The 23,215-nt window shown below is 62.6% G+C and carries 23 protein-coding genes; 10 read left to right on the top strand and 13 right to left on the bottom strand.

Translation table 11 applies throughout. From position 1 onward, the window contains the following. Window positions 1-16: 16 nt before the first annotated feature. Entirely contained in the window at window positions 17-427 is a 411-nt protein-coding gene (locus CO671_RS11015; RefSeq protein ID WP_010031897.1) for a hypothetical protein, read from the bottom strand. Between the two features lie 14 nt (window positions 428-441). After that, on the bottom strand, window positions 442-1,515 hold the full coding sequence (locus CO671_RS34160) for a hypothetical protein (protein ID WP_245424967.1): 1,074 nt from the start codon (window positions 1,513-1,515) through the stop codon (window positions 442-444). 336 nt (window positions 1,516-1,851) lie between these two features. On the opposite strand from CO671_RS34160, the gene CO671_RS11025 reads away from it, so the two are divergent. Beyond that, on the top strand, window positions 1,852-3,150 hold the full coding sequence (locus CO671_RS11025) for a mechanosensitive ion channel domain-containing protein (protein ID WP_097605932.1): 1,299 nt from the start codon (window positions 1,852-1,854) through the stop codon (window positions 3,148-3,150). 55 nt (window positions 3,151-3,205) lie between these two features. On the opposite strand, the gene CO671_RS11030 is transcribed toward CO671_RS11025, so the two are convergent. Then, window positions 3,206-4,417 (bottom strand): adenylosuccinate synthetase, encoded by a 1,212-nt coding sequence (locus tag CO671_RS11030; RefSeq protein WP_097606005.1) that lies wholly within the window; start codon window positions 4,415-4,417, stop codon window positions 3,206-3,208. A gap of 59 nt (window positions 4,418-4,476) precedes the next feature. Further along, window positions 4,477-5,379: a hypothetical protein gene (locus CO671_RS11035; RefSeq protein ID WP_097605933.1), complete on the bottom strand. Its 903-nt coding sequence runs from the start codon at window positions 5,377-5,379 to the stop codon at window positions 4,477-4,479. A gap of 107 nt (window positions 5,380-5,486) precedes the next feature. Between CO671_RS11035 and CO671_RS11040 the strand changes: the two genes are divergently transcribed. Then, window positions 5,487-6,218 carry an NUDIX hydrolase gene (locus CO671_RS11040; protein ID WP_245424968.1) on the top strand — a complete coding sequence of 244 codons (732 nt, stop codon included), beginning with the start codon at window positions 5,487-5,489 and terminating at the stop codon, window positions 6,216-6,218. 133 nt (window positions 6,219-6,351) lie between these two features. Beyond that, window positions 6,352-6,993, top strand: coding sequence for a LysE family translocator (locus CO671_RS11045; protein WP_010030753.1), 642 nt, complete (start codon window positions 6,352-6,354; stop codon window positions 6,991-6,993). Between the two features lies 1 nt (window position 6,994). On the opposite strand, the gene CO671_RS11050 is transcribed toward CO671_RS11045, so the two are convergent. After that, window positions 6,995-7,426: a hypothetical protein gene (locus CO671_RS11050; RefSeq protein WP_010030754.1), complete on the bottom strand. Its 432-nt coding sequence runs from the start codon at window positions 7,424-7,426 to the stop codon at window positions 6,995-6,997. A 229-nt stretch (window positions 7,427-7,655) separates the two neighbouring features. Between CO671_RS11050 and CO671_RS11055 the strand changes: the two genes are divergently transcribed. The 4 genes from CO671_RS11055 (at window position 7,656) to ppa (ending at window position 13,113) form a co-directional block, all read left to right on the top strand. Further along, window positions 7,656-9,743 (top strand): M3 family metallopeptidase, encoded by a 2,088-nt coding sequence (locus CO671_RS11055; RefSeq protein ID WP_097605935.1) that lies wholly within the window; start codon window positions 7,656-7,658, stop codon window positions 9,741-9,743. A 158-nt stretch (window positions 9,744-9,901) separates the two neighbouring features. Further along, window positions 9,902-11,722, top strand: a complete 1,821-nt coding sequence (gene typA, locus CO671_RS11060) for a translational GTPase TypA (RefSeq protein WP_012485506.1) — start codon at window positions 9,902-9,904, stop codon at window positions 11,720-11,722. Between the two features lie 198 nt (window positions 11,723-11,920). After that, complete coding sequence (locus CO671_RS11065) at window positions 11,921-12,427, top strand: GNAT family N-acetyltransferase (protein WP_010027368.1); 507 nt, start codon at window positions 11,921-11,923, stop codon at window positions 12,425-12,427. A 149-nt stretch (window positions 12,428-12,576) separates the two neighbouring features. Further along, a complete protein-coding gene (gene ppa, locus CO671_RS11070) occupies window positions 12,577-13,113 on the top strand; it encodes an inorganic diphosphatase (RefSeq protein ID WP_064683816.1) in 537 nt (178 codons plus the stop codon). 4 nt (window positions 13,114-13,117) lie between these two features. Here ppa and CO671_RS11075 read toward each other — a convergent pair whose 3' ends face one another. Beyond that, window positions 13,118-13,429, bottom strand: a complete 312-nt coding sequence (locus CO671_RS11075; protein WP_097605936.1) for a DUF167 domain-containing protein — start codon at window positions 13,427-13,429, stop codon at window positions 13,118-13,120. Beyond that, window positions 13,426-13,716: a YggT family protein gene (locus CO671_RS11080; protein ID WP_245424969.1), complete on the bottom strand. Its 291-nt coding sequence runs from the start codon at window positions 13,714-13,716 to the stop codon at window positions 13,426-13,428. The genes CO671_RS11075 and CO671_RS11080 overlap by 4 nt, the downstream gene beginning before the upstream one ends. A gap of 139 nt (window positions 13,717-13,855) precedes the next feature. Here CO671_RS11080 and CO671_RS11085 point away from each other — a divergent pair, with 139 nt between their 5' ends. Then, entirely contained in the window at window positions 13,856-15,088 is a 1,233-nt protein-coding gene (locus CO671_RS11085) for an MFS transporter (RefSeq protein ID WP_097605938.1), read from the top strand. 99 nt (window positions 15,089-15,187) lie between these two features. Here CO671_RS11085 and CO671_RS11090 read toward each other — a convergent pair whose 3' ends face one another. The 6 genes from CO671_RS11090 to hemC all read right to left on the bottom strand — a co-directional run bounded on the left by CO671_RS11090 (window position 15,188) and on the right by hemC (window position 21,055). After that, on the bottom strand, window positions 15,188-15,943 hold the full coding sequence (locus CO671_RS11090; RefSeq protein ID WP_245424970.1) for a glutamine amidotransferase: 756 nt from the start codon (window positions 15,941-15,943) through the stop codon (window positions 15,188-15,190). Next, entirely contained in the window at window positions 15,930-16,415 is a 486-nt protein-coding gene (locus CO671_RS11095; protein WP_097605940.1) for a TerB family tellurite resistance protein, read from the bottom strand. Before CO671_RS11095 ends, CO671_RS11090 begins: the two co-directional genes overlap by 14 nt. Window positions 16,416-16,432: 17 nt before the next feature. After that, the gene (locus CO671_RS11100) at window positions 16,433-18,040 is read right to left on the bottom strand and encodes a heme biosynthesis protein HemY (protein ID WP_097605941.1); all 1,608 of its coding nucleotides are present in this window, start codon (window positions 18,038-18,040) and stop codon (window positions 16,433-16,435) included. Window positions 18,041-18,043: 3 nt separating this feature from the next. Then, complete coding sequence (locus CO671_RS11105) at window positions 18,044-19,342, bottom strand: COG4223 family protein (RefSeq protein ID WP_170964962.1); 1,299 nt, start codon at window positions 19,340-19,342, stop codon at window positions 18,044-18,046. Between the two features lie 68 nt (window positions 19,343-19,410). Next, window positions 19,411-20,118, bottom strand: coding sequence for a uroporphyrinogen-III synthase (locus tag CO671_RS11110; protein WP_010029945.1), 708 nt, complete (start codon window positions 20,116-20,118; stop codon window positions 19,411-19,413). A gap of 7 nt (window positions 20,119-20,125) precedes the next feature. Continuing rightward, window positions 20,126-21,055, bottom strand: coding sequence for a hydroxymethylbilane synthase (gene hemC / locus CO671_RS11115; RefSeq protein WP_097605943.1), 930 nt, complete (start codon window positions 21,053-21,055; stop codon window positions 20,126-20,128). 72 nt (window positions 21,056-21,127) lie between these two features. Between hemC and tsaD the strand changes: the two genes are divergently transcribed. Beyond that, window positions 21,128-22,225, top strand: a complete 1,098-nt coding sequence (tsaD, locus tag CO671_RS11120; protein WP_097605944.1) for a tRNA (adenosine(37)-N6)-threonylcarbamoyltransferase complex transferase subunit TsaD — start codon at window positions 21,128-21,130, stop codon at window positions 22,223-22,225. Continuing rightward, window positions 22,222-23,205 (top strand): NAD(P)H-dependent glycerol-3-phosphate dehydrogenase, encoded by a 984-nt coding sequence (locus CO671_RS11125; protein ID WP_097605945.1) that lies wholly within the window; start codon window positions 22,222-22,224, stop codon window positions 23,203-23,205. The genes tsaD and CO671_RS11125 overlap by 4 nt, the downstream gene beginning before the upstream one ends. Window positions 23,206-23,215 lie beyond the last annotated feature (10 nt).

Consider the following 23,215-nt stretch of genomic DNA (forward strand, 5'->3'; position numbering starts at 1 on the left):
GGGGTAGTCGCAAAATCTAGTCGCAGGTATCGGCGATCCTCTTCAGTTCGACTGCAGGCTCCAGAGTGACGTCATCCTTCTTTCCGACGAAACGGTAGGTCCCGCGCCACAAGCCGTCAGCAGCTTCCGAAATGCGCAGCCGGTGATCGCCGTCCTTGCAGCTCGCGTCATAGGCCAAGTCACCCATGTCGGTGAAATCCAGCTTGCATTTGGCGGCCTGCGCTTTCGGCAGAACCGGGTTCATGTGGCTTTTTACGGCCGTCTTGTCGTAGCAAATTTTGAAGACCTGCTCATCGTTCTTCAGCTCGGGCGTGGGAACCGGAGTAAAGATCCTCACTTGCCAGAGGCCCGTGGGAAGGCCGCTCTCCTCTGCGAAGGCGGCGGCCGGGCTCAGCACGAATGCGGCGGCAAGAACACAGCGCATCATGGTTTTCGCTCTCCTCATTGGCACTCGCCAATCCGCTTGACCTGAACATCCGTGGTCGGCTGCGGCATGTCGGAATCGCCCTCGTAGACCTCGTTATAGGAGATCTGGCCGCTGAAGCTTTCGCCGCCATTTTCCGGTTGGAGGTAGAGCCCCCATGACGTCCCGATGCCGCCGTGGTCGCATTGCGCGCTCATCTGAACACCGCTGTCGTAGAAGTGGATCTTGTCGATCAGCACGCATTTGACGCCCGAGGGTTTGGGCATCAGCGGCAGGGTATCCGCGGTCATGTCGTTCTTGACGCAGATGTCGCGGCTGGCGTCCACCACTTTCATTTCCGTATCGGTATGCTGAAGGGTCTTCCAGGTGAAGCGCCAGAGGCCTCCCCATTCCGGTCGCTCCGTCGGCGTGCCTTCGGCGCGCGCCGGCGGGCTTTCCTGGGGTGTCGAGAGATCGGCCGTCTGCAACGCCAGCCGGCGCGAGAACCAGGCGCCGACGATGTTAAAGTCGTTGAAGGTGATGTGATACGGCTTGAGGATCTCATCCTGCTGCGCGAGTGCCGTGCCGGCGACCGAAACCTTGCGGCCGTAATAGACCTGTATCTCCCGGAATTTTTCCTCAGGCATCGGCTCGGTCTCCCGAAGCGGCGCCTGGTTCAGCACCGACTGGGCGACATCGCGGCCGAGCGCCGCATAGGTGCCTTGCGCCTCCTCGGCAAAATAAGCGCCGAACATCTCGACCATCGCGAAGGTCTGATCCTCTTTCATGCGCTCGCTAAAGGTGGCGCCAGCCGCCTCATAACCGGCCCTGTCCGTCCCGAACTTCTTAAAGATCGCCTCGTGATCACCGTCCGGATCGAGGAACATCGCATAAGTGATGTGGCCGTAGGTCCGGTAGTCGATGCCGTTGACCGGTTCGAGCATCTTCACGTCAAAACCAGTGCGGCTGGCGGCGATCTTCGGCAAGGATGCCGGTGACGGGTTTTCGATGCCCGCCGGGGCGGAGTGAGATTGCGCCCACACGGAAGAGGGCAAGGAGGCAGTCATCACAAGCGATAGCGCTGCGACACCGGCAAATGACGGACGCGACATGATATTTATCCTCATTGAGCCGGGGACAGCGCGGCACGTCGGCAGACGCAGGTTCTCAGAGGAACGACAGTCTTTCTATCGATCACTCCACTTGTCGCCCCGATGATGTTCAAGAATTTCTCTCCTGCGCGCCGTTTCCGCCGACTTAGATATGAAGGCCGCGCAAAAAGGAAAGGGCCGGTCCGGCACGTCGACGCCTGTCGTGGTCGCGCTCCACGAAATTGGCGGCAACGATGTCAAAAAGCGTGAATGGGATCACCGGTGATCGTGCAGTAAATTGAACAAAAATGGTGTCGACGCCTTTATCTGCCTTGAAGGGCTACAAAGGCCGGAACCATGGATGTCAGGCAGACAATCGACGCGTTCGAACAGTGGTTCCGAACGTTTGTCTTCAGCGAATGGACGCTCTACCAATTCGGGATTATCGCTGTCGGTTATGTCGCAGCGTCGTTCCTGGCATCACGCACTGAACCTGCGTTGGAAGCGAGAGCCAGACGCATCAAAGGTAATCCGGACCTCCTGCGCGTCATAATCGCCTTCATGCGGCGCTTGAAGTGGCTCTTTCTGGCGGTCTGGCTGTGGCTTGCAAACGTCGCTCTCACGCAAAACACCTGGCCGTCGCAACGGTGGCTCGTGGCGACTGCCCTGACGCTGACGGCGGCGTGGTTCATCATCTCCGTGCTGACCAAGATTATCCATAATCCCACCTTGTCGCGTACGGTCGCAATCGTCAGTTGGAGCTACGTCGCGTTGTACGCGCTCCGGCTTGACGGTCCGGTGCTTTCCGCGCTCGATGGCCTGGCTGTCAATCTGGGGGCGGTGCGGCTTTCACTCCTTCTTGTGCTGAAAGCGGTCGTCTTGGCTGTCGCGCTCATCTGGGTGGCGGTTCTCGTCGGCAATGTCCTGTCTCGTTGGGTGCAGAGGTCGGGCGATCTTTCGCCATCGATTAAGGTCCTGATCAGCAAGTTCATAAAAATCGGCCTGATCATGATCGCCGGCGCAATTGCCTTGTCAGCGACCGGCATCGACCTTACCGCATTGACCGTTTTTTCCGGCGCAGTCGGCGTCGGAATAGGCTTCGGCCTTCAGAAAGTCGTATCGAACTTCATCTCGGGCATCATCATCCTGCTCGATAAATCCATCAAGCCAGGCGACACGATCACGCTCGGCGATACTTTCGGTTCGATCCGCGATTTGCGCTCGCGGTTCGTCTCGGTCATCACGCGTGACGGCAAAGAATACCTGATCCCGAACGAGGATTTCATTTCCCAACAGGTCGTCAACTGGTCGTTCTCCAGTGACTACGTCAGGATCGATGTCGACTTCGGCACGGCTTATGACAGCGATCCCCATGAAGTCGCCAGAATCGCAATCGCGACTGCCTCTACGGTGGATCGCGTTGCCAACGATTACAGGGCGCCGGTATGCTGGCTTACCTGCTTTGGCGCTTCGTCGCTTGATTTCCGGCTCCGCTTCTGGATCTCCGATCCCGCAAATGGTCTGACGAATGTCAGGGGCCAGGTGCTGATGGCGCTTTGGGACGCGTTCAAGGAAGCCGGGGTGTCGATCCCGTTCCCGCACCGGGAAATCATCATGAGGACGCCTGTCGAAATCAAGCAGTCGCGCCAGGACTAAGCGACGATATTGGACCCGCCGGCAAATGCCGAGCGGGCTTTTATTGCTGCGTGAATTAGGCGACGGCTGCTTCGACATAGAGCCTGACGTCACGCCGCCGCGGTCCCCAGCTCTCGGCCCAGAGCGGCAGGCCGACGAAATCGGCTATATCAGGCGCGGCCTTGACAGGATCAAGCCGGATTACTTCCTCTTGATCGGTGACGGCAAAGCCGTCTTCCGTCTGATCGAGACAGGTTACCGCCAGCCCGGCTTTGACCGCAATACCGCCGCGATCCGAGGTCAGATCATCTGCGATGGCCTTGCGGAGCATGAAGAGATCGAGCGGGGCGAGCCTTAGGCTACCTTGCCATTCGTTCGGTGCGTTGGTGGGGTCGACGACATTGACGCCAGGAAGTGTGGGAACCTCTCCCTTGAGGGGGCCGGCGCCGTGGCGAGTGGTGTAGCAGCGCGTCGCATATATCGCGTCCAACTCTGTGACGCCGGCCTCGGCGGCGATCGCGCGTATATTTGCTAGCCCGGTATTCGAACGGGTGACGTGAGGAAATGCGCCACGGTTTTGATCGAGGCATAGGCCTTGTGCCGCCTCGAAGATGACGGTGCCGCGTTCGCACAGCCGTCGGTCGGGCCACAGCGTGACGTGGTCGAGATAGGCGGCGCAATCAGCTTCGAAGCCGGCGATGGTGATGTCGTCAGCCAGTACGGCAGCCAGTTCTTCGGGTAAGGCGGTGATGCCGAGCGCGGCGAGCCGTCGAGGCACCCAGCCGTCGCGGATCGAAACAAGGCGGGCGTGCAGATCAGGGCGAAACAGGTCCTTTGTCGAAAGGGCGAAGTCGGAGTGCAGATTGCGCTCGATAGTCTCGCCGAAGCCGAGGCCGCAGCTTCCGTGGCGGGCAGTGCCCCGCGCCAACTCCACGGCCTGGTTGATCAGGACGTCGAAAGGTGTGGTGATCAGGGCGCGCGGGTCGCTGCTGGTTTGAGGCTTCGCACCCCGCTCATTAAGGGCGGCCAACTCGTCGAGAAACAGCATCGGGTGAGCGACGAAGAAGCGACTGAAGTGGGTGGCAGCTCCGGCAAAGCTGCCCGAGCCGATATGGTGGAAGACGTGGCGGATGCCGGCGGGATCGACCACGGTATGGCCGGCTTGAGCGCCGCCATTGCTGCGAACCACTACGGCTCCTGGCGTGACTGCGGCAAGGCGATCGACCATCAGTCCCTTGCCTTCGTCGCCGTAAAGCGCGCCGATCACGGCCTTTGCTGGGATACTCATCATTCTGCTCCTCGACGGCGCCCGGAGCGATCGCGCCGGGGCCTTTCAAAATATCTCACTTAGAAGAGGGGTAGCAGGCGCCGGTTATGGCGTTCGCCAATGGCCTTGGCCACGACTGCCGCCGCCGCATCCGGCCAGCTGGCGGCCACCTCGCCGGCATCCCGGCCCTCGGTGATTTCGATGATCGAAACCACCAATTCGGCAATGCGCCTGTAGTCATCGAGCACGAAGGTGCGGCCGGGCAGCAGCGGCTGCCAGCTCCGCAGCACCCGGTCAAGTCCCGTGGCTGCATAGCCTTCGCGGATGACGATGTGGAAGACCTCGTAGGATCTCTGCGCCATCGCGAGGCATTCCCGGGCGCTCAGGCCGCGCGGTGGTTCGATGCCGAAGATGCGGGCGATCTGGTCGGCGGACAGGCCGTTGTGAACCGGCTCGTCACCGATGGTGAAGAGATACCCCTTGCGGCCGCGTCTTTCGAAGGCGTCGGTCGAGGTTTTGAGGGCTGCCAGAAGGTGGGCGGCGCTGTAGCTCTCGCCGTTATTGCCACCGCCATTGCCTTCCAGCCACAAGGCGCGGATCTGGCTGGCAAGCGAGATATCGGCCTCGAACTGGGTGGCCTGCAGGGGTGCGGCATCGGTGAACGCATCTCCGACCGCCGCCACCATGATGTGCGGATCGGATACCGGACGGCGGTCGTAGATCTCCGATGTCAGGGTGATGAGCCCGCCGCGCATAAGCTCGTGGGCGATCATGCCCATCGAGCCGGTCACATCCGAAGCCAGAATGATCGGAGTCGATTGCGGATTGTAGGCGCTGTCGCGGCTCTCGCGGGTGGAAAAGCGCGCCGGATCGAACCGCGGATCGATGCCGGTGGCGCCGAATATTTCCGACCGGCTGCGGCCGTCCACATGGCGTGCATTGTAGGCCGCCCAGTCGGCGGTGCTGAAACGTCCCATACCCATGGCATTACTCCTTTGCTGGCTGTCTTGGCGATCCGGCTTAGGCGCCCCGCCCGCCGTCGTCATAGCAAACTATATAGACTTGCAAATTGCACTTTGCAAGTTGCTATTTGCAAATTGTTTTTTCCCCGATTGGCCGCTATGAGGCTACGAAGGGCGGCAGGAACATTCTGATGGCAGAGGCTGAGTTCGCACGACCGATCGTGACGGTCGACATCGTCTTACTGACGCTACACGAAGGAAAGCTATGCGTGGCGTTGCTTGAGCGTCCCGCCGAGCCGTTTGTCGGCGATCCGGCGCTGATCGGCGGCTATGTGCATACGGACGAGGACGCCGACGCGGAGGCGGCGGTCCGGCGCATCCTTCTTTCCAAGGCAGGGGTCGAGGGCATATTCTTCGAGCAGCTCCGGACCTTCGCGTCGGCGCGACGAGATCCTCGCGACTGGTCGGTATCGATCGCGTATTTTGCGCTGGTCCCGCGGGGAGCTTTGGCAGGTGGCGCCAGTCTGCTGGAGTTGCGGCCAGTCGAGGCTGCAGGCAAGCTGCCCTTCGACCATAATGAAATCGTGGACGCTGCGTTGGAGCGGCTGCGCGGCAAAGGCGCCTATTCGACCATTCCGGCAAGGCTGCTTCCCGCCGTCTTTACGATGTCGGAACTGCAGGCAATCTATGAAACAGTGATGGGCGAACGGCTGGATCAAAGTGCCTTTCGCCGCAAGATCAACGATCTGGATCTGCTCGAGGTGGTCGAGGGCGAAAAACGGCAGACTGAGCGGGTCCGACGACCGACGACGCTCTATCGGCTGAAGACGCCGGTTGCCGTGTTCGACCGAAGAATTTGAGTGCATCAGTCGCCACCCATCGGATCGTGGGAACGAGCATGGTGAAAAATATCGGCCGCGGGCGAGACGCTGCAGTCCCTTGACGGGCGGCCATGATCGCATAGTCTGCCCCAATCACCCTCGGAGCATTTCCATGACGCAGTCCCTGCTGTTCGGCGCCTTCCTGGCGGCGCTCTTCTATGTGCTCATTCCCGGACCCGCCTTCCTGCAGCTGCTCGGCATCGGCGCCGGGCAGGGGCGCAAGGCTGGGGCCTTCTTCATGATGGGGCATCTGGTCGGGGATCTGATCTGGTCGTCGCTGGCGCTGATCGCGATTGTCGGCGCGAAGACGATCGGGACCTTCGTCTTTGATCTGCTCGGTCTCGCCTGCGGTTTCTATCTCGCCTGGATCGGCTGGAGCGCGGTCAATGCCAAGCCGAAAGCGGATGGGCAGGCGCTTGTCATGGTCGAGCGGCCGTTTCGCCGCGGCCTGATCTTCGGCGTCACCAATCCGAAGGGTTATCCGGTGGCGCTCGCCACCTTCACCGCCCTGGTCGCCGGCTCTGCCGGCGCGCTCGATTTCGAGGCGCTGCCGGTGCTTCTCGGCGTGTCCTTCCTGGGATTCGTGACGGCCGACGTCATCCTGATCGGCATTATCGGCGCAGGCGCCGTGCGGCGCTTCTATCGCGCCCATGAACGGCTGATCGTGCGCTGCTCCGGCGTCCTCTTCATGGGTTTTGCCGCCCAGGCGCTATGGCACGCGACGCCCGGCCTCATCGGCTGGCGCAAGGCCTGATTCAGCCATCCAGGAAATTGACGATCGATTTCAGCGTCTGAACGTCGTTGGAATCGCCGATCGACATGGCGACCTGCAGCTGGTTCCTGTAATAATCGAGGAAATTGAAGCTCGTGCCGTCGGTGACGCCGGAGAGGTCGATGATGTTGCCGAGCGGATCGATTGCGTGCATCGGCAGAGGCTCGGAGATCGCGGCGTAGGTGTTCTGATCGATCACGCCGCTGTCGAAGCTTTGGCGCGCGTAGGTGCGCAGCTCTCCGGGGCTGACGGCAGTAAAATCGGGCCCCTCGTCGGGATTGTCTTCGATCTGGAACGAGACGGGGGCCGGAGCCTTGATCTCGATGTGAATATCGGCAGTCTTCGAATTTTTTGCGTTATTAGGGTTGTTTTTAAATAGCAAACTCTGAGAAGACCGCAGGGAAAAAATTTCCATGGCGCATGTCCCCTGGCAGGAAGATCACCCGGAAACTAGCGCTTGCGCGTGATTCGCGTCAATCGTTAACAAATGGTTAATTTGCACGTGACCAAGCTTGTCCACCAATTTGGCTGACGTGCATCAGATCGCTAGGCGCGAGACAAAAGCCTGGCTGCCGAAACATACCAATTCCATGGCGGCCCTCCTATATTGATCCATCCAGTCGCATACCAAAAGGAATTCTCCCATGCCTTCTCCCCATGATTTCAATCCGGCGCTCACCAACTGGGACGGCCTGCACGGCCTGCCGCGTTTCGACGCCATCGATGACGGCGATTTTGCTGCCGCCTTCGATGCGGCGCTGGCCGCGCATGAACAAGAAATCGACGAGATCGCCGGGAACAGCGATGCGCCGACCTTCGACAACACGGTCACGGCGCTGGAGATTGCCGGCGATGCGCTGTCGCGCGTTTCGGCGCTGTTCTGGAACAAGGCGGGTGCGCATACCAATGATGTGATCCAGGCGCTGGAGCGGGAAATCTCGCCGAAGATGTCGCGCCACTATTCGAAGATCGGCATGAATGCCGCGCTTTTTGCCCGCATCGACACGCTCTGGGAGAAGCGCGAGAGCCTCGGCCTGACGCTGGAACAGACGCGGGTGCTGGAACGCCATTGGAAGGGCTTCGTCAAGTCGGGCGCCAAGCTTGAGAAGGCCGAGCAGGAGAGGCTTGCCGAAATCAACGAAAGGCTTGCCGGCCTCGGGACGCAATTCGGCCAGAACGTTCTGGCCGACGAAAAGGCCTGGGCCTTGGTGCTTTCCGATGGGCCCGAGCTCGACGGGTTGCCGGAGTTCCTGCGCGACGCGATGGCTGCGGCGGCGCGCGAGCGCGGCGAGGAGGGCAGATTTGCGGTGACACTGTCACGTTCGATCATCGAGCCGTTCCTCACCTTCTCGGAGCGCCGGGATTTGCGCGAGCAGGCCTTCAAGGCCTGGGTGGCCCGCGGCGAAAACGGCGGAGAGACGGACAATCGCGCCGTCATCCGGGAAACGCTGGCGCTGCGCCATCAGGTGGCGAGCTTGCTCGGCTACGGCAATTTCGCCGAGCTGAAGCTCGACAACACCATGGCGAAGACGGCGGAAGCGGTGAACGGCCTGCTGAAAGCGGTCTGGGCGCGGGCGGTGAAACGCGCCGGCGAGGAGGAGATCGATATCGCGGCGCTGATCGCCGAAGAGGGCCGGAACCACGAGGTGATGCCGTGGGACTGGCGCCACTATTCCGAAAAGATCCGGGCCCGGAAGTTCGATTTCTCCGAGGCCGAGCTCAAGCCCTATTTGCAGCTCGAGAAGATCATCGAGGCCTGCTTCGACGTCGCCGGCCGGCTGTTCGGCATCCGTGCGGTCGAGAAGAAGGGCGTCGCCGCCTATCACCCTGACGTCAGAGTGTTCGAAATCAGGGACCGCGAAGACAGGCTGGTCGCCCTGTTCCTCGGCGACTATTTCGCCCGCGGTTCGAAACGGTCCGGCGCCTGGATGAGCTCGCTGCAATCGCAGCACAAGCTCGAACTGAGAAACGGCCGCCACGGCGAATTGCCGATCATCTACAATGTCTGCAATTTCGCCAAGCCGGCCGAGGGCAAGCCGGCGCTGCTGTCGCTCGACGATGCCCGCACGCTGTTCCACGAATTCGGCCATGCGCTGCATGGCATGCTTTCGAATGTCACCTATCCCTCGGTCTCCGGCACCGGCGTCTCGCGCGATTTCGTCGAGCTGCCGTCGCAGCTCTACGAGCACTGGCTGACCGTGCCCGATATCCTGAAGCGCTATGCCGTGCATTTCGAAACCGGCGAACCGATGCCGCAGGCGCTGCTCGACAAGGTGCTGGCGGCCCGCACCTTCAATGCCGGCTTCAACACCGTCGAGTTCACCTCGTCGGCGCTGGTCGACATGGCCTTCCATACGCGCGAGGCGGTCGCCGACCCGATGGCGGTGCAGGCGGAGGTGCTGGCCGAGATCGGCATGCCGAAATCGATCGTCATGCGCCACGCCACGCCGCACTTCCAGCACGTCTTCTCCGGCGGCTATTCGGCCGGCTATTATTCCTACATGTGGTCCGAGGTGCTCGACGCCGATGCCTTTGCCGCCTTCGAGGAGACGGGCGACGCCTTCAACGGCGAGATGGCGAAAAAGCTCAAGGAAAACATCTATTCCGTCGGCGGCTCGGTCGATCCGGAAGATGCCTACAAGGCCTTCCGCGGCAAGCTGCCGAGCCCGGATGCGATGCTGATCAAAAAGGGACTTTCGACCTTCGAGGAATTGACAGGCAGCGACGCCTAAGACAATTTGATGACAATCTGTGATGCGGCGGGGCGACGGCCTTGCCGCAGCTTTTGCGCGTTTCCCCCTTTCGCAAGCGCAAAAAAAACTGTATGGACGCCCCAAACTAATAGGCGCGTCCTCATGAGCGTAGCGCCCCAGCCTCAGAGATTTCACATATGGCACTTCGCAATATCGCGATCATCGCGCACGTTGACCATGGCAAGACGACCCTGGTGGATGAGCTTCTCAAGCAGTCCGGCTCGTTCCGCGAAAATCAGCGCGTAGCCGAACGCGTGATGGACTCGAACGATCTCGAAAAAGAACGCGGCATCACCATTCTCGCCAAGGCGACCTCGGTCGAGTGGAAGGGTGTCCGCATCAACATCGTCGATACCCCCGGCCACGCCGACTTCGGCGGTGAAGTCGAGCGCATTCTGTCGATGGTGGATGGTGCGATCGTTCTCGTCGATGCCTCCGAAGGCCCGATGCCGCAGACCAAGTTCGTCGTCGGCAAGGCGCTGAAGGTCGGCCTTCGTCCGATCGTCGCGATCAACAAGATCGACCGTCCGGACGGCCGCCATGAAGAAGTCATCAACGAAGTCTTCGACCTCTTCGCCAATCTCGACGCGACCGACGAACAGCTCGACTTCCCGATCCTCTACGGTTCGGGCCGCGACGGCTGGATGAACGTCAATCCTGAGGGACCGAAGGATCAGGGTCTTGCGCCGCTTCTCGACCTGGTGCTCAAGCATGTTCCGGAGCCGACCGTCGAGGAAGGCCCGTTCCGCATGATCGGCACGATCCTCGAAGCCAACCCCTTCCTCGGTCGTATCATCACCGGCCGCATCGCATCGGGCTCGATCAAGCCGAACCAGGCCGTCAAGGTTCTCGGCCAGGACGGCAAGCTGATCGAAACCGGCCGAATTTCCAAGATCCTCGCCTTCCGTGGCATCGAGCGCACGGCAATTGATGAAGCGCATGCGGGCGACATCGTCGCGATCGCCGGCCTCTCCAAGGGTACCGTTGCCGACACCTTCTGCGATCCGGCCGTTTCGGAAGCCATGAAGGCGCAGCCGATCGACCCGCCGACGGTGACCATGTCCTTCATCGTCAACGACAGCCCGCTGGCAGGCACCGAGGGCGACAAGGTGACTTCACGCGTCATCCGCGACCGTCTCTTCAAGGAAGCGGAAGGCAACGTCGCCCTGAAGATCGAAGAAGCCGAAGGCAAGGATTCGTTCTACGTCTCCGGCCGCGGCGAACTTCAGCTCGCCGTTCTCATCGAAACCATGCGTCGCGAAGGCTTCGAGCTTGCCGTGTCGCGTCCGCGCGTCGTCATGCACAAGGATGAAAGCGGCCAGCTGCTGGAGCCGATCGAGGAAGTCGTTGTCGACGTCGACGAAGAACATTCCGGTGTCGTCGTGCAGAAGATGTCGGAGCGCAAGGCCGAAATGGTCGAGCTGCGTCCGTCGGGCGGCAATCGTCTTCGCCTGCGTTTCTATGCACCGACCCGCGGCCTGATCGGCTACCAGTCAGAGCTGCTGACGGATACGCGCGGCACGGCGATCATGAACCGGCTGTTCCACGACTACCAGCCCTATAAGGGTGCGATCGGCGGCCGCGTCAATGGCGTGCTGCTCGCCAACGCAGCCGGCGAAGCCGTCGCCTATGCGATGTTCAACCTGGAAGATCGCGGCCCGATGATCATCGAGCCGGGCGAAAAGGTCTATGCCGGCATGATCATCGGCATCCATTCGCGCGACAACGACCTTGAAGTCAACGTCCTGAAGGGCAAGCAGCTCACCAACATCCGCGCCGCCGGCAAGGATGAAGCGGTGAAGCTGACGCCGCCGATCCGCATGACGCTCGATCGCGCGCTCTCCTGGATCCAGGACGACGAGCTGATGGAAGTGACGCCGAAGAATATTCGTCTGCGCAAGATGTATCTCGACGCAAACGACCGCAAGCGGTTCGAAAAGTCGAAAGCGGCTCTCTGAGAATTCGGAGATACCCTTGAGAACCCCGGCCTTAGAGCCGGGGTTTTTTTATTGTGCGCTGCGCTGATTCCGACTTGTGACAATCGTTAAAAAAGCGTTAAAATTTATTCGTCGTCCACATATCAAGTCTGTGGGCAATCGAGCCGAATGCGTCATCGCGTATGGTTAATTGCCTCCGGCAGGACCAGAGTAAACGTTATGAAGACGTTGTCGATCGATGTCCGGCGGGCTGAACCGCACGATGCCCGAGCCATTTCGGAAACCCATAGGCTCGCCTGGCAGCACACTTACGCAGGCATCATTCCGCATCGCGCCCTGACGCAGATGATCGAGCGACGCGGCGAAAACTGGTGGCGCAAGGCAACGCGCGGACCTGCGACATTGCTGGTTCTCGATGTCGCCGGAACGGTCGCCGGTTATGCGACGCTCGGGCTCAACCGCGCCCGCGCTTTGCCGCAGGAAGGCGAGATCTACGAGCTCTACCTTCGTCCCGAATATCAGGGCATCGGTCTCGGCCGTATGCTGTTCGGCGAGGCGCGCCGGCTGTTGAAGTCACTCGGCTGCAACGGGCTGGTCGTCTGGTGCCTCGAGGAAAACGAGACCGCCAGCCGCTTCTACCGCCATCACGGCGGGATCGATTTCTGCGAAGGCATGGAAAATTTCGACCACAAGCAGTTGAAGAAAATCGGCTTCATCTGGAACTGAGCCGTCCAGCCTGCAGTTCGCTCATCTCCTGCTAGAATTTTGATGTGGTTGGGTGCCGACGCCATCACGCATTGGTGATCTCCAATGTTGCGTTGCCGCATGAAACTGATTATCTGGCTGCGAGCAATTCAACCTCGCAGGAGTTTCGTATGCGCATCGACGCCGTTTCCATCGGTAATAATCCCCCTGAAGACGTCAACGTTATTGTCGAGGTTCCGGTCGGCGGTCATCCGATCAAGTATGAAATGGACAAGGACGCCGGCACGCTGGTCGTCGATCGTTTCCTCTATACGCCGATGACCTATCCGGGCAATTACGGTTTCGTGCCGCACACGCTGTCTGAGGACGGCGACCCGATCGACGTGCTGATCGCCAGCACCCGCCCGCTCGTTCCCGGCTGCGTCATCAACGTGCGCCCGATCGGCGTCCTGAAGATGGAAGACAACTCGGGCAAGGACGAGAAGATCATTGCCGTGCCGTCGCCGAAGCTGACGCTGCGCTATGAGAAGGTGAAGGATTATACCGATCTTCCCGAGATCACGCTGAAGCAGATCGAGCATTTCTTCGAGCATTACAAGGATCTGGAGCCCGGCAAGTGGGTGAAGATCTTCGGCTGGGGCGATTCCGGCGAAGCCGGCGCCCTGATCCTCGAGGCCATCGAGCGTGCCAAGAAGACGAAAGGCTGATCGTTCAGCCTGAAAGTGTTTCGAGCTTTTTTGCCAAATCCTCCGGGTCACCCTCGATCCGGAGGATTTTTTTGCGCGCGGTTTCGCCGGAAACGAGGCTGACGCTGGATTTGGCAACGCCGAGCGATTTGGAAACGAGCGCGATCAGGGCCTTATTAGCCTTTCCCTTTTCCGGAACGGCGGTGACGCGCGCCTTCAGATAGGTCTCGCCTTGGCTGTCCGTCTCAATGCCGTCGAACGCGTCTCGCCCGCCATTCGGCGTCAGCCGAACAGTCAGGCGCAGATGATCCGCGAAGAGCCTCCAGGGAGGGCTCAAGACACCAGCGGATAGACTGTGGTCCAAAGGAAGGTGCGCAGGAAGAAGATAATCACCAGCAGGATGATCGGTGAAATGTCGATGCCGCCGAGGTTCGGCAGCCGACGACGGATCGGCTTCAGTACCGGCTCGGTGACATTGTAGAGGAACATGCCGACCGAATTGACGAAGTGGTTGCTGGAATTGATGACGTTGAACGCATAGAGCCAGGAGAAAACGGCGCTGGCAATCAGGATCCACGTATAAATATTCAAAACCAAATCAATGGTTTGAAACAAGGCAAACATCGTCGTCTCCAATTGGTTGTTGACAGACATGTAGACATTGGCAACTAAACGAGCAAGTGCCGTGTGGGAACGCAGGGCAAATCATGTTTAACGGGCGGCCTCGCAACCATTCCGGCGCCCGCTTCCTCGGACAAGGCTCATGTCGTTTTCGCCCACCGGAGACCGTTTTGCCGCGTTCCGGCATTCGTCTTACACCCGCTTCTTCTTCGCCCGCTTTCTGCTCTCCTTCTCGCAGCAGATCGTCAGCGTCGCCGTCGGCTGGCAGATGTACGACCAGACGGGCAAGGCGATCTATCTCGGCCTGATCGGCCTCGTGCAGTTCCTGCCGTCGCTGCTGCTCATTCTCGTCACCGGTTCGGTGGCCGACCGGCACAACCGCCGAGCCATCGCAGCGTTGTGCTCGCTGGTGAGCGCGCTCTGCACGCTGGCGCTGCTCGTCATGACGGCGACCGACACCTTCGCGCCCTGGCCGGTGTTTGCGGTGCTGCTGATCTTCGGCATCGAACGCGCCTTCATGTTGCCGGCGGTGCAGTCCCTCGCGCCCAATCTCGTGCCGGAGCATGCACTTTCGAACGCGATCGCCTGGAATTCATCGTCCTGGCAGCTTGCGGCGATCACCGGGCCGGTGATGGGCGGCCTGCTCTATGGTGTCAGCGCGACGACCGCCTATACGGTGGCGGTGATCTTTTCCATTCTCGGCGCGGGCCTTCTCTTCCTGATCCCGAAGCCGGAGCAGAAGACGGTGGGGGAGGCCAAAAGCTGGGCGATGATCCTCGGCGGCTTCAGTTTCATCCGCGCCGAAAAGGTGGTGCTCGGCGCGATTTCGCTTGATCTTTTTGCCGTGCTGCTCGGTGGCGCCACCGCGCTGATGCCGATCTTCGCCCGTGATATCCTGACGCTTGGCCCCTGGGGCCTCGGACTGTTGCGCGCAGCACCGGGGCTTGGCGCCATCGTCATGGCGATTTTCCTGGCCGCCTATCCGCTGAAGCACCGCGCCGGCATCTACATGTTCATCGGCGTCGCCCTGTTCGGCCTCGGAACCATCGTCTTCGGGGTCTCGACCAACACCGAAGTCTCGATCGCCGCACTGGCGCTGATGGGGGCGGCGGATATGGTGTCGGTCTATGTGCGCGAGAGCCTGATTGCACTGTGGACGCCGGATCAGCTGCGCGGCCGCGTCAATGCGGTCAACATGGTCTTCGTCGGCGCCTCGAACGAGCTCGGGGAATTCAGGGCGGGCACGATGGCCTCGATCTTCGGCGCAGTGCCGGCTGTCGTCATCGGCGGCATCGGAACCCTGGTCGTCGCAGCGATCTGGGCTTCGAGCTTCCCGAAACTGCGCAGGATCGACACGCTCGACGCGCCTGCTTAATGCATGTCGCCCGGAAGTGTGCAGCGGTTCCGGGACAACGACATGCATAATAACAAAGGGCTTTAGCGTGAGAAGGTCGCATCCTGCGGAGGCGCGCTCCTATGCGGGAAGCGTGATAGGGTGCGCCGCTTTTGCGGTCTTTCCCTCGAAGACGAGATCGAGGAATTCGGTCAGCCAGGCTCTCAGCGGCGCGTCGAACAGCATGCGGCCTTCCAGATGTTCGCGGCCCTGCTGGGCGTTCGGCAGGATGAAGCGATGGGCGCCGTGCACGACCCAGCGATGCATCATCACCCGGGTGAGTTCGGCATGGAATTGCAGGCCCCAGGCGTTGCCGTCGTAGCGGAAGGCCTGGTTCGGATAGGCATCGCCTTCGGCCAGGAGATCGGCGCCATGCGGCAGCTCGAAACCCTCGCGGTGGAAATGATAGACCATCTTCGGCCAATGCATCAGCAGCCGGCCCTTCTCGGTTGGGCGCAGCGGATACCAGCCGATTTCCGTCGAGCCGTCGGTATTCGCCTGCACCTTGCCACCGAGCTGATGCACCAGCATCTGCGCACCGAGGCAGATGCCGAGAAAGGGACGTTTTTCCCGCAGCGGAATATTGATCCAGTCGATCTCCTTCTTGATGAAGTCATCAGGATCATTGGCGCTCATCGGCCCGCCGAAGACGACGGCGCCGGCATAATCTTCGAGCGTTGCCGGAAGCGGCTCGCCGAGCACCGGTCGGCGGATGTCGAGGCGGTAGCCCTTTTCGGCGAGCAGCTGACCGACGCGGCCGGGGCTCGATCGCTCCTGATGCAGGACGATGAGGATCGGACGCTCGTCGCGGTGCTGAATTCGCTCAGTCGGAATCATCTTGCAAAACCCGGACATCCGTCACCCTGGCGGCGGCCTCCTGCCGTTTCTGGATGCGCTCGCGCGCGGAAACGCCCAGCAGATCGGCGATACGCCAGATCACATGATCTTCCATCTCGCTGCGTTCGCCATCGGCATAGACGATGTCCCAGAGGATGCCAATCAGCTCCAGCCGTTGCTCGGTGTTCAGGTGCCGCTTCAGGTCGGATGTGAAGCGATAATAGTCGACGGCGGAGCTTTCGGCCTCGAGGCCGGCGGCCATCAGGGCGTCGAGCTGTTTGCCGTCGAGCGCGTACTGTTCCTTCAGGAGCTTGCGCAGTCGCTTCTTCTCGCTGGCCTTGATCTGCCCGTCGGCCTCCATGACCTGCATGCACAGCGCCGCCACCGCGATGCGAGGATCATCCGGGGCGAAACCCTTCCTGGGGTGGTCGGCGGTGAGCTTCTGAAAGAATGCCTGAAAGCGTTCGAACATGCGGTTTTCGTTCCATTTCAGAAAAGGCGAAGCCGTGTCTTGGGTTCCGGTTCCGCCCTGGAATCGCGAACGCCGGGATCATCCGGCAGCCCGCCAAAGAAGGGCTTTGCTTCGTTCGGCAGCGGCGCTTTATCACCGGCGACCGGTTCGACGGGCTTCGGCTTTGCCGGCGCCGGCGCGGGGCGCACGGCCTCGGCGATCGTCGCGGCGCGTTCCAGCTCGATGATGCGGTGATCGTTGACCGGGCTTTCCGGCCTGACGTCACGCAGCGGCGGCAGGGTCTTCAGGGCAGTTTCGATCGCGGCGGGCGCCGAACCGTCTTCGAGCGGACCCTCGATCTGACCGAAAGGCGCCTTCCATTCGAAGGCATCGAGACGTCCGGTGACGGGTGACACCGGCAGCCATTTGTCGGAGACGAAGCCGTCCGCCACCCAGGCCGGATCGCGCGGGGCTTTCAGCGCCTGGGCCAGCCAGTGGCGCACGCGGCCCTGATCGCCGGTCTCAGCCTCCTCGATGTCGGCGAGCAGCAGGAAGGCGGCTTCTCGCGGCTCGATGCGCGCCGCCGCTTCCGCCTTGGTGCGGGCCTTGGCGAATTCCTGCGCGTCGAGCGCGGCCTGGGCGACGACGAGCAGGGATTCGACATTGTTCGGGCGCAACGCCTCCAGCCGCTCGGCGCGCTTCAGCCGGTCGAGCGTGGAATCACCGCTGCGGGCTCTGACATAGGTCTGGCCGATTTCGGGATGCGGCGCCGATTTCCATGCCTGTTCGAGGATCGAAGCGGCCTTGCGCAGGCCGCCTTCGCGGAACAAGGCCTTGGCGGCGATGAGGGCGGCCGGGACGAAGTCAGCGGCGAGCTTCAGCGCCTGCAACGCGTCGTCGCGGGCGCCGGCCGGGTTACCTTCCAGCTTCTCGGTGGCGCGCGCCGTCAGCAGCACCGCGTGCAGCCGGTTGGCTTCGGTCTTTTCGACGACGCGGGCGGCCTTCTGCTGTTCGAGCAGCCGGATCGCATCGTCCCAGCGACCGGCCTGGCTGCGATATTCGAGTGTCGCCTGGGCGGCCCAGGGCAGATAAGGCGCGTTGTCGGCAGCCTTTTCGGCATATTGGCGGGCGGCCTCGTTGGCGCCGAGACGGCGGGCTTCGAGATAGAGGCCACGCAGGCCGAGCTCGCGCGTTTCCGGGTCGTTGGCCATGGCCTCGAACTTGGCGCGCGCCTCGTCGTGGCGGCCTTCGATCAGCGCGGCCTGGGCTTCGAGCAGGTTGATCAGCGGCTCCTGATCGGCGCGGATGAGGCCGCGCGAGCGGGCCGCCATCTTGCGGGCAAGGAGCGCATTGCCGGCGCCGGCGGCGATCAGGCCGGTCGACAGCGCCTGATAGCCGCGGTCGCGCTTGCGGGCGCGGAAATAACGCGTCACCGAATGCGGCGAGGTCCAGATCAGGCGAACGAACCACCAGACGATCATCACGGCGGCGATCAGAGCGATGATCGCGCTCACTGCGACGATCAGCTTCGTCTGGTAGATCTGGCCTTCCCAGATCAGCGAGAGATCGCCGGGACGATCGGCGAACCAGGAGAAGCCATAGGCGAGAAGCAATACGAGCAGGGCGAAGACGACGAGTCGGACCATGTCTCAGCCCTCCTTGCCGGCGCCGCTGACCGCTTTCGACAGCGCCCCGCCGACCAGTTCCTCGACGCGGATGCGCGCCTCCAGCGACTGCTTGAAGGCAGCGGACGCCTGCTTTCCGGGAGCCGGCAGAGCATTCCATTCGGCGGAAGCACCGGGCAGGTCGCCGTTCTTCACCTTATCCTCCATGCGGGCGGCGATCGCTTCGACGCTTTCGCCCTCGATATTGCCGACGGGGCGGACGGTCACCAGCGATTTTGCGCTCGCCATCAGCCGATCCGACCAGCTCTGGTTCGGATCCGGCTGGTTGACGGCTTCGACGATCGCGGTCGCAACGTCGGGAACCTGACGCACGAGCTCGGTGCGCGACGGAATGCCGGTCTCGGCAAAGCTACGCAGGTCGGCGACGGCGGGATCGTCGGGCGCGACGCCGGCGAAGGTCTCGAGTTCAGCGAGGAACGGGCCGCCGCGATCGATCGCCGCCTTGAGGGCGGCTGCCGCGATCGCCCGTGCGACGGCGACATCCTGGCGCGGTTCGTTCAGCTTCTTTTCGGCCTCCTCGAGGCGCTTGGCGATATCGGCGCCATTGCTCGTCTGCTGCTCGGAGGACTGGGCAAGTGTGGCGCGCAGCTGATCGACCTGGCCGCTGAGCTCGGCAATCTTCTGGTTGAGCGCCTCGACATTTGCCGAATCGGCCGGCGTCGCCGCTGCGGGGTTTTTCGCAGCCGCTTCCAGCGCCGCTAGGCGTGTCTCAAGCGCGCCGTCGCCCGTGCCTGCGGGATTGGCGGCCAGGTTGGCGACGGTCTGTTTCAGGCCGTCGATCTCACCGGAAAGATCGGCGATGTCAGGCGATGCCGTCTGCGGCGCCGAGGAGCCCGGAAGGTATCCGGCATATTGAATGGCGCCTGCGCCAAGCAGCGCCACGAGGCCGCCGAAGATGCCGGCAGCGATGAGAGCGGAGGTGCCGGCGCTCCGCGGCGCCTGCTGTTCTGGAGCGGGCGTGAAGGAAGGTTCCGGCGCTGCCGGCTCCTCTTCTCGCGCATCCGTCCCGGGCTGGCCTTCGAATTTCGGCTGTTCCTGTTCGGCGCGTTCATGCTCGGTCAGCGACGCGGCTTCGGTTTCGGGCGTCACGCCGGCCTCGGCGGGGCTGTTGTCGGTATCGCCGACATCATTTTCCACCGGCTTTTCGGTATCGGCTGCAGAGGCGAAATCCTGTGCTTCAAGGTCGATCGTGACCGGCTCGTCGGCGCTCTTCGAATGGCGTGGCGGGTTTCCCGATACCATGAGGTCCTCTTTATCCTGCATTGCAACGAAACTAGACAGTGATGCCAATTAAGGGAAGAGGTTAGATCAAATTTGGGCGGCTAGGGCATTCAAAGCAGCGACAAAAGGCTTATCTCATCCGGCATCGGCGAAATCGTCACGCTTCCCTTCAGGAAGGTCGGAATGGCCTGCGCCACTGCCTCGCTGAGGCAGAGGAGGCGGATTCCGCCCTGTTCCAACAGAGCTGATCGCAGCTCTGCCACCTGAAAGAAATCCTCGGCCGTCTGCCGGGAATAGAACAGAACGGCATCCGGGCGATGGCCCAAAAAAATCGCCTCGATGTCGGCCGGGCCGGGAGCGACCGGCTGCATGCGATAACATTCGGCGACGGAAAAGCGGATGCCGAGTTCACGCAGTCTGCCTTCGAAGGTTTCGGCGCGCGGCAGGCCGGCGAGATAGAGCAATGCCTCCGTTTTCTGCGCGGCGACGAGATCGGCGAGATCGCGGCCGTTGCCCGAAGAGGCGGTGACGGACCGGAAGCCAAGGCGCCGCGCCGCTTGCGCCGTCATCTCGCCGACCGCAAAAATCGGGCGATCTAGGTGCGGACCAAGTGTCTCGCCGAGAGCTGACAGGACCCTCATGGCTTCGGCGCTGGTCACCGCGATCGCGCAGCTGGTGGCGGCAAGCGCGCCGGCGGCTGCGGCACTGTCATGTTGTGGCCGACGCAGCGGCAGCAGCAGCGGCTCGTGGCCCATGTCGCGCAGACGTTGTGCGGTTGTCTCGGCCGAATGCGCGGGGCGGGTGACGAGCACGCGCATGGCCGCTTCAGTGCCAGTCGTCGAAGAAGGCGCTGCCGGCCCTTGCGCGCACGTCCTGGCCGGCGCGGGTGCCGAGGGCGGCGGCATCGCGGCGATGTCCGTCGGTCGTCACGGCATGCTGGCTGCGGCCGTCGGGTGTGATGATCAGGCCGGAGAAGCGGATGAGGTCGCCCTCGCAGACGGCATAGCCGCCGATCGGCGTGCGGCAGGAACCGTCGAGGGCGGCGAGGAAAGCACGTTCGCAGGAGACGGTGTCGAAGGTCGCGGCGTCGTTGACCGCCGCCAACAGGTCGTCGATCCCCGTATCGCCGACGCGGCTTTCGATGCAGATCGCTCCCTGGGCCGGCGCCGGCGGGAAGCTGTCGGGATCGAGGATATCGGTCAGCACCTCGACCTTGCCGAGACGTTTGAGGCCGGCAAGCGCCAGCAGCGTCGCATCCACCTGACCTTCTTCGAGCTTGCGCAGCCGGGTTTCGACCGAACCGCGGAAGGTTATGACGTTGATGTCGGGCCGCATGCGGCGGATCAGTGCCTGGCGGCGCAGTGACGAGGAGCCGACGGTGGCGCCATGCGGCAGGTCGATCAGCTTGGGCGCGGTGCGGCCGACGACGGCGTCGCGGATATCCTCGCGCGGCAGATAGGCGGAGAGATGAAGGCCGTCCGGCAGGTGCGTCGGCATGTCCTTGGTGGAGTGCACGGCGAAATCCAGCTCGCCCGAGACAAGCTTCTGTTCGAGCTCCTCGGTGAAGAGGCCTTTGCCGCCGATCTCGGCCAGCGACCGGTCGGTGATGCGGTCGCCCTTGGTCGACAGCACGACGATCTCGAACATCTCTTCAGGCAGGCCATGCGCCGCCATCAGCCTGTCGCGGGCTTCATGGGCCTGGGCAAGCGCCAGCGGGCTGCCCCGCGTGCCGATCCGGAAAGGTTTTATTTGCATCCGCTCTGTTCCGTTGTTACCGGAGTTCTCGTAACCGGGTTTCGGCCCCATCGCAATGAATGAACAGGCCTTATGGTTCCCTTTCTGCGCATCCTTGGCATCGAGACGAGCTGCGACGAGACCGCCGCGGCGGTCGTCGAGCGCGATGCGGAGGGGCATTCCAGAATACTCTCCGACGTGGTGCTTTCCCAGCTCGATGAGCACAGCGCCTATGGCGGCGTCGTGCCGGAGATCGCCGCGCGCGCCCATGTCGAGGCGCTGGACGAGCTGATCGAGGCGGCGCTGAAGCGCGCCAATGTGTCGCTGGCCGATGTCGACGCCATCGCCGCGACGTCGGGGCCGGGGCTGATCGGCGGGCTGCTGGTGGGATTGATGACCGGCAAGGCGATCGCCAAGGCCGCGGGCAAGCCGCTCTATGCGGTCAACCATCTCGAAGGCCATGCGCTGACGGCGCGGCTGACCGACGGGCTTTCCTTTCCCTATCTGATGCTGCTCGTCTCCGGCGGTCATACCCAGCTCATCCTGGTGCGCGGCGTCGGAGATTACGAGCGCTGGGGCACGACGATCGACGATGCGCTCGGCGAAGCCTTCGACAAGACGGCGAAACTGCTCGGCCTGCCCTATCCCGGCGGCCCGGCGGTGGAACGCATGGCGCGGCACGGCAATGCCGGCCGCTTCGATTTTCCGCGGCCGCTGGTCGGCGAGGCAAGGCTCGACTTCTCCTTCTCCGGCCTGAAGACGGCCGTGCGGCAGGCGGCGCAGGAGATCGCGCCGCTCAGCGATCAGGACGTGGCGGATATCTGCGCGTCGTTCCAGCGGGCGATTTCGCGCACGCTGAAGGACCGCATCGGCCGCGGTCTGCAGCGGTTCAAGACGGAGTTCCCGGCGACCGGAGAGACGCCGGCGCTGGTCGTTGCCGGCGGTGTCGCCGCCAATCTCGAGCTGCGGGCGACGCTGCAGGGGCTTTGCGACAAGAACCGCTTCCGCTTCATCGCGCCGCCGCTGAGCCTCTGCACCGACAATGCGGTGATGATCGCCTGGGCAGGCCTGGAGCGGATGGCCATAGGTATCGCGCCCGATCCGCTCGACGTGCAGCCGCGTTCGCGCTGGCCGCTCGATGCCAATGCCGAAAGGCTGATCGGCTTCGGAAAGAGAGGAGCCAAGGCATGAGCGAAAAAATCGCCGTCATCGGATCGGGCGCTTTCGGAACGGCGCTTGCCGCCGTCATCACCCTTGCCGGCCGCAGCGCGGTGATACTTGTCGGACGCAATCCGTCACTGATGGCCGATCTCAAGGCCGAGCGTCTGCATGATGCGGTGCTGCCCGGCATTGTCCTGCCGGAATCGCTCGAATTTTCCGCCGAGGCGGAGGCGATCGCCGGTGCCTCCATCGTGCTTTTTGCGATGCCGTCGCAGGCGCAGGCCGATGCGGCGCGGCAATATGGCCCCTATCTGTCGAAGGATGCCGTCGTCGTCACCTGCGCCAAGGGCATCGAGCGGGCGACGGGCAATCTGTTGACCGACATGCTGGAGCGGGAACTGCCGGACCATCCGGTGGCGGTGCTCTCCGGTCCCGGTTTTGCCGCCGATATCGCCAAAGGCCTGCCGACGGCGATGGCGATCGCGGCGGCGGATATGGAGACTGCCGAGCGGCTCGCCCAGGCGATATCAGGCCGGACCTTCCGGCTCTACGCCTCCAGCGACCGCATCGGCGTGCAGCTCGGCGGTGCGCTGAAGAATGTGCTGGCGATCGCCTGCGGCATCGTCGAGGGCCGCGGCATCGGCGAATCCGCCCGTGCGGCGTTGATTGCCCGTGGCCTCGCGGAAATGTCGCGCTTCGTCGTCGCCAAAGGCGGCCAGGCGGATACGGTGCGCGGGCTCTCCGGCCTCGGCGATCTGGTGCTGACGGCGACGAGCCATCAATCGCGCAATCTGCGCTTCGGCATCGCGCTCGGGCGCGGCGAAAAGGCCGACCCGCTGCAGGGCGCGCTGGTGGAAGGGGCGCTCGCCGCCTCGGTCGCCTCGCGGCTTGCCGCGGAGCTTTCGATCAGCATGCCGATCACCGACGCCGTTTCCGCCATCATCGACGGCAGGCTCGATATTTCGGACGCCATCGAGCAGTTGATGACGCGTCCCATCACCACCGAATAGGAGAACAGAC

Source organism: Rhizobium sp. M10 (assembly GCF_002531955.1).
Classification (GTDB): Bacteria; Pseudomonadota; Alphaproteobacteria; order Rhizobiales; family Rhizobiaceae; genus Rhizobium; species Rhizobium etli_C.

Excerpts from the sequence above, each read along its gene's own strand:
- CO671_RS11015 (WP_010031897.1), bottom strand. The coding sequence starts at position 427 with ATGATGCGCTGTGTTCTTGCCGCCGCATTCGTGCTGAGCCCGGCCGCC.
- CO671_RS34160 (WP_245424967.1), bottom strand. The coding sequence starts at position 1,515 with ATGTCGCGTCCGTCATTTGCCGGTGTCGCAGCGCTATCGCTTGTGATG.
- CO671_RS11025 (WP_097605932.1), top strand. The coding sequence starts at position 1,852 with ATGGATGTCAGGCAGACAATCGACGCGTTCGAACAGTGGTTCCGAACG.
- CO671_RS11030 (WP_097606005.1), bottom strand. The coding sequence starts at position 4,417 with ATGAGTATCCCAGCAAAGGCCGTGATCGGCGCGCTTTACGGCGACGAA.
- CO671_RS11035 (WP_097605933.1), bottom strand. The coding sequence starts at position 5,379 with ATGGGTATGGGACGTTTCAGCACCGCCGACTGGGCGGCCTACAATGCA.
- CO671_RS11045 (WP_010030753.1), top strand. The coding sequence starts at position 6,352 with ATGACGCAGTCCCTGCTGTTCGGCGCCTTCCTGGCGGCGCTCTTCTAT.
- CO671_RS11050 (WP_010030754.1), bottom strand. The coding sequence starts at position 7,426 with ATGGAAATTTTTTCCCTGCGGTCTTCTCAGAGTTTGCTATTTAAAAAC.
- CO671_RS11055 (WP_097605935.1), top strand. The coding sequence starts at position 7,656 with ATGCCTTCTCCCCATGATTTCAATCCGGCGCTCACCAACTGGGACGGC.
- typA (WP_012485506.1), top strand. The coding sequence starts at position 9,902 with ATGGCACTTCGCAATATCGCGATCATCGCGCACGTTGACCATGGCAAG.
- CO671_RS11065 (WP_010027368.1), top strand. The coding sequence starts at position 11,921 with ATGAAGACGTTGTCGATCGATGTCCGGCGGGCTGAACCGCACGATGCC.
- ppa (WP_064683816.1), top strand. The coding sequence starts at position 12,577 with ATGCGCATCGACGCCGTTTCCATCGGTAATAATCCCCCTGAAGACGTC.
- CO671_RS11080 (WP_245424969.1), bottom strand. The coding sequence starts at position 13,716 with ATGTTTGCCTTGTTTCAAACCATTGATTTGGTTTTGAATATTTATACG.
- CO671_RS11085 (WP_097605938.1), top strand. The coding sequence starts at position 13,856 with ATGTCGTTTTCGCCCACCGGAGACCGTTTTGCCGCGTTCCGGCATTCG.
- CO671_RS11090 (WP_245424970.1), bottom strand. The coding sequence starts at position 15,943 with ATGATTCCGACTGAGCGAATTCAGCACCGCGACGAGCGTCCGATCCTC.
- CO671_RS11095 (WP_097605940.1), bottom strand. The coding sequence starts at position 16,415 with ATGTTCGAACGCTTTCAGGCATTCTTTCAGAAGCTCACCGCCGACCAC.
- CO671_RS11100 (WP_097605941.1), bottom strand. The coding sequence starts at position 18,040 with ATGGTCCGACTCGTCGTCTTCGCCCTGCTCGTATTGCTTCTCGCCTAT.
- CO671_RS11105 (WP_170964962.1), bottom strand. The coding sequence starts at position 19,342 with ATGCAGGATAAAGAGGACCTCATGGTATCGGGAAACCCGCCACGCCAT.
- CO671_RS11110 (WP_010029945.1), bottom strand. The coding sequence starts at position 20,118 with ATGCGCGTGCTCGTCACCCGCCCCGCGCATTCGGCCGAGACAACCGCA.
- hemC (WP_097605943.1), bottom strand. The coding sequence starts at position 21,055 with ATGCAAATAAAACCTTTCCGGATCGGCACGCGGGGCAGCCCGCTGGCG.
- tsaD (WP_097605944.1), top strand. The coding sequence starts at position 21,128 with ATGGTTCCCTTTCTGCGCATCCTTGGCATCGAGACGAGCTGCGACGAG.
- CO671_RS11125 (WP_097605945.1), top strand. The coding sequence starts at position 22,222 with ATGAGCGAAAAAATCGCCGTCATCGGATCGGGCGCTTTCGGAACGGCG.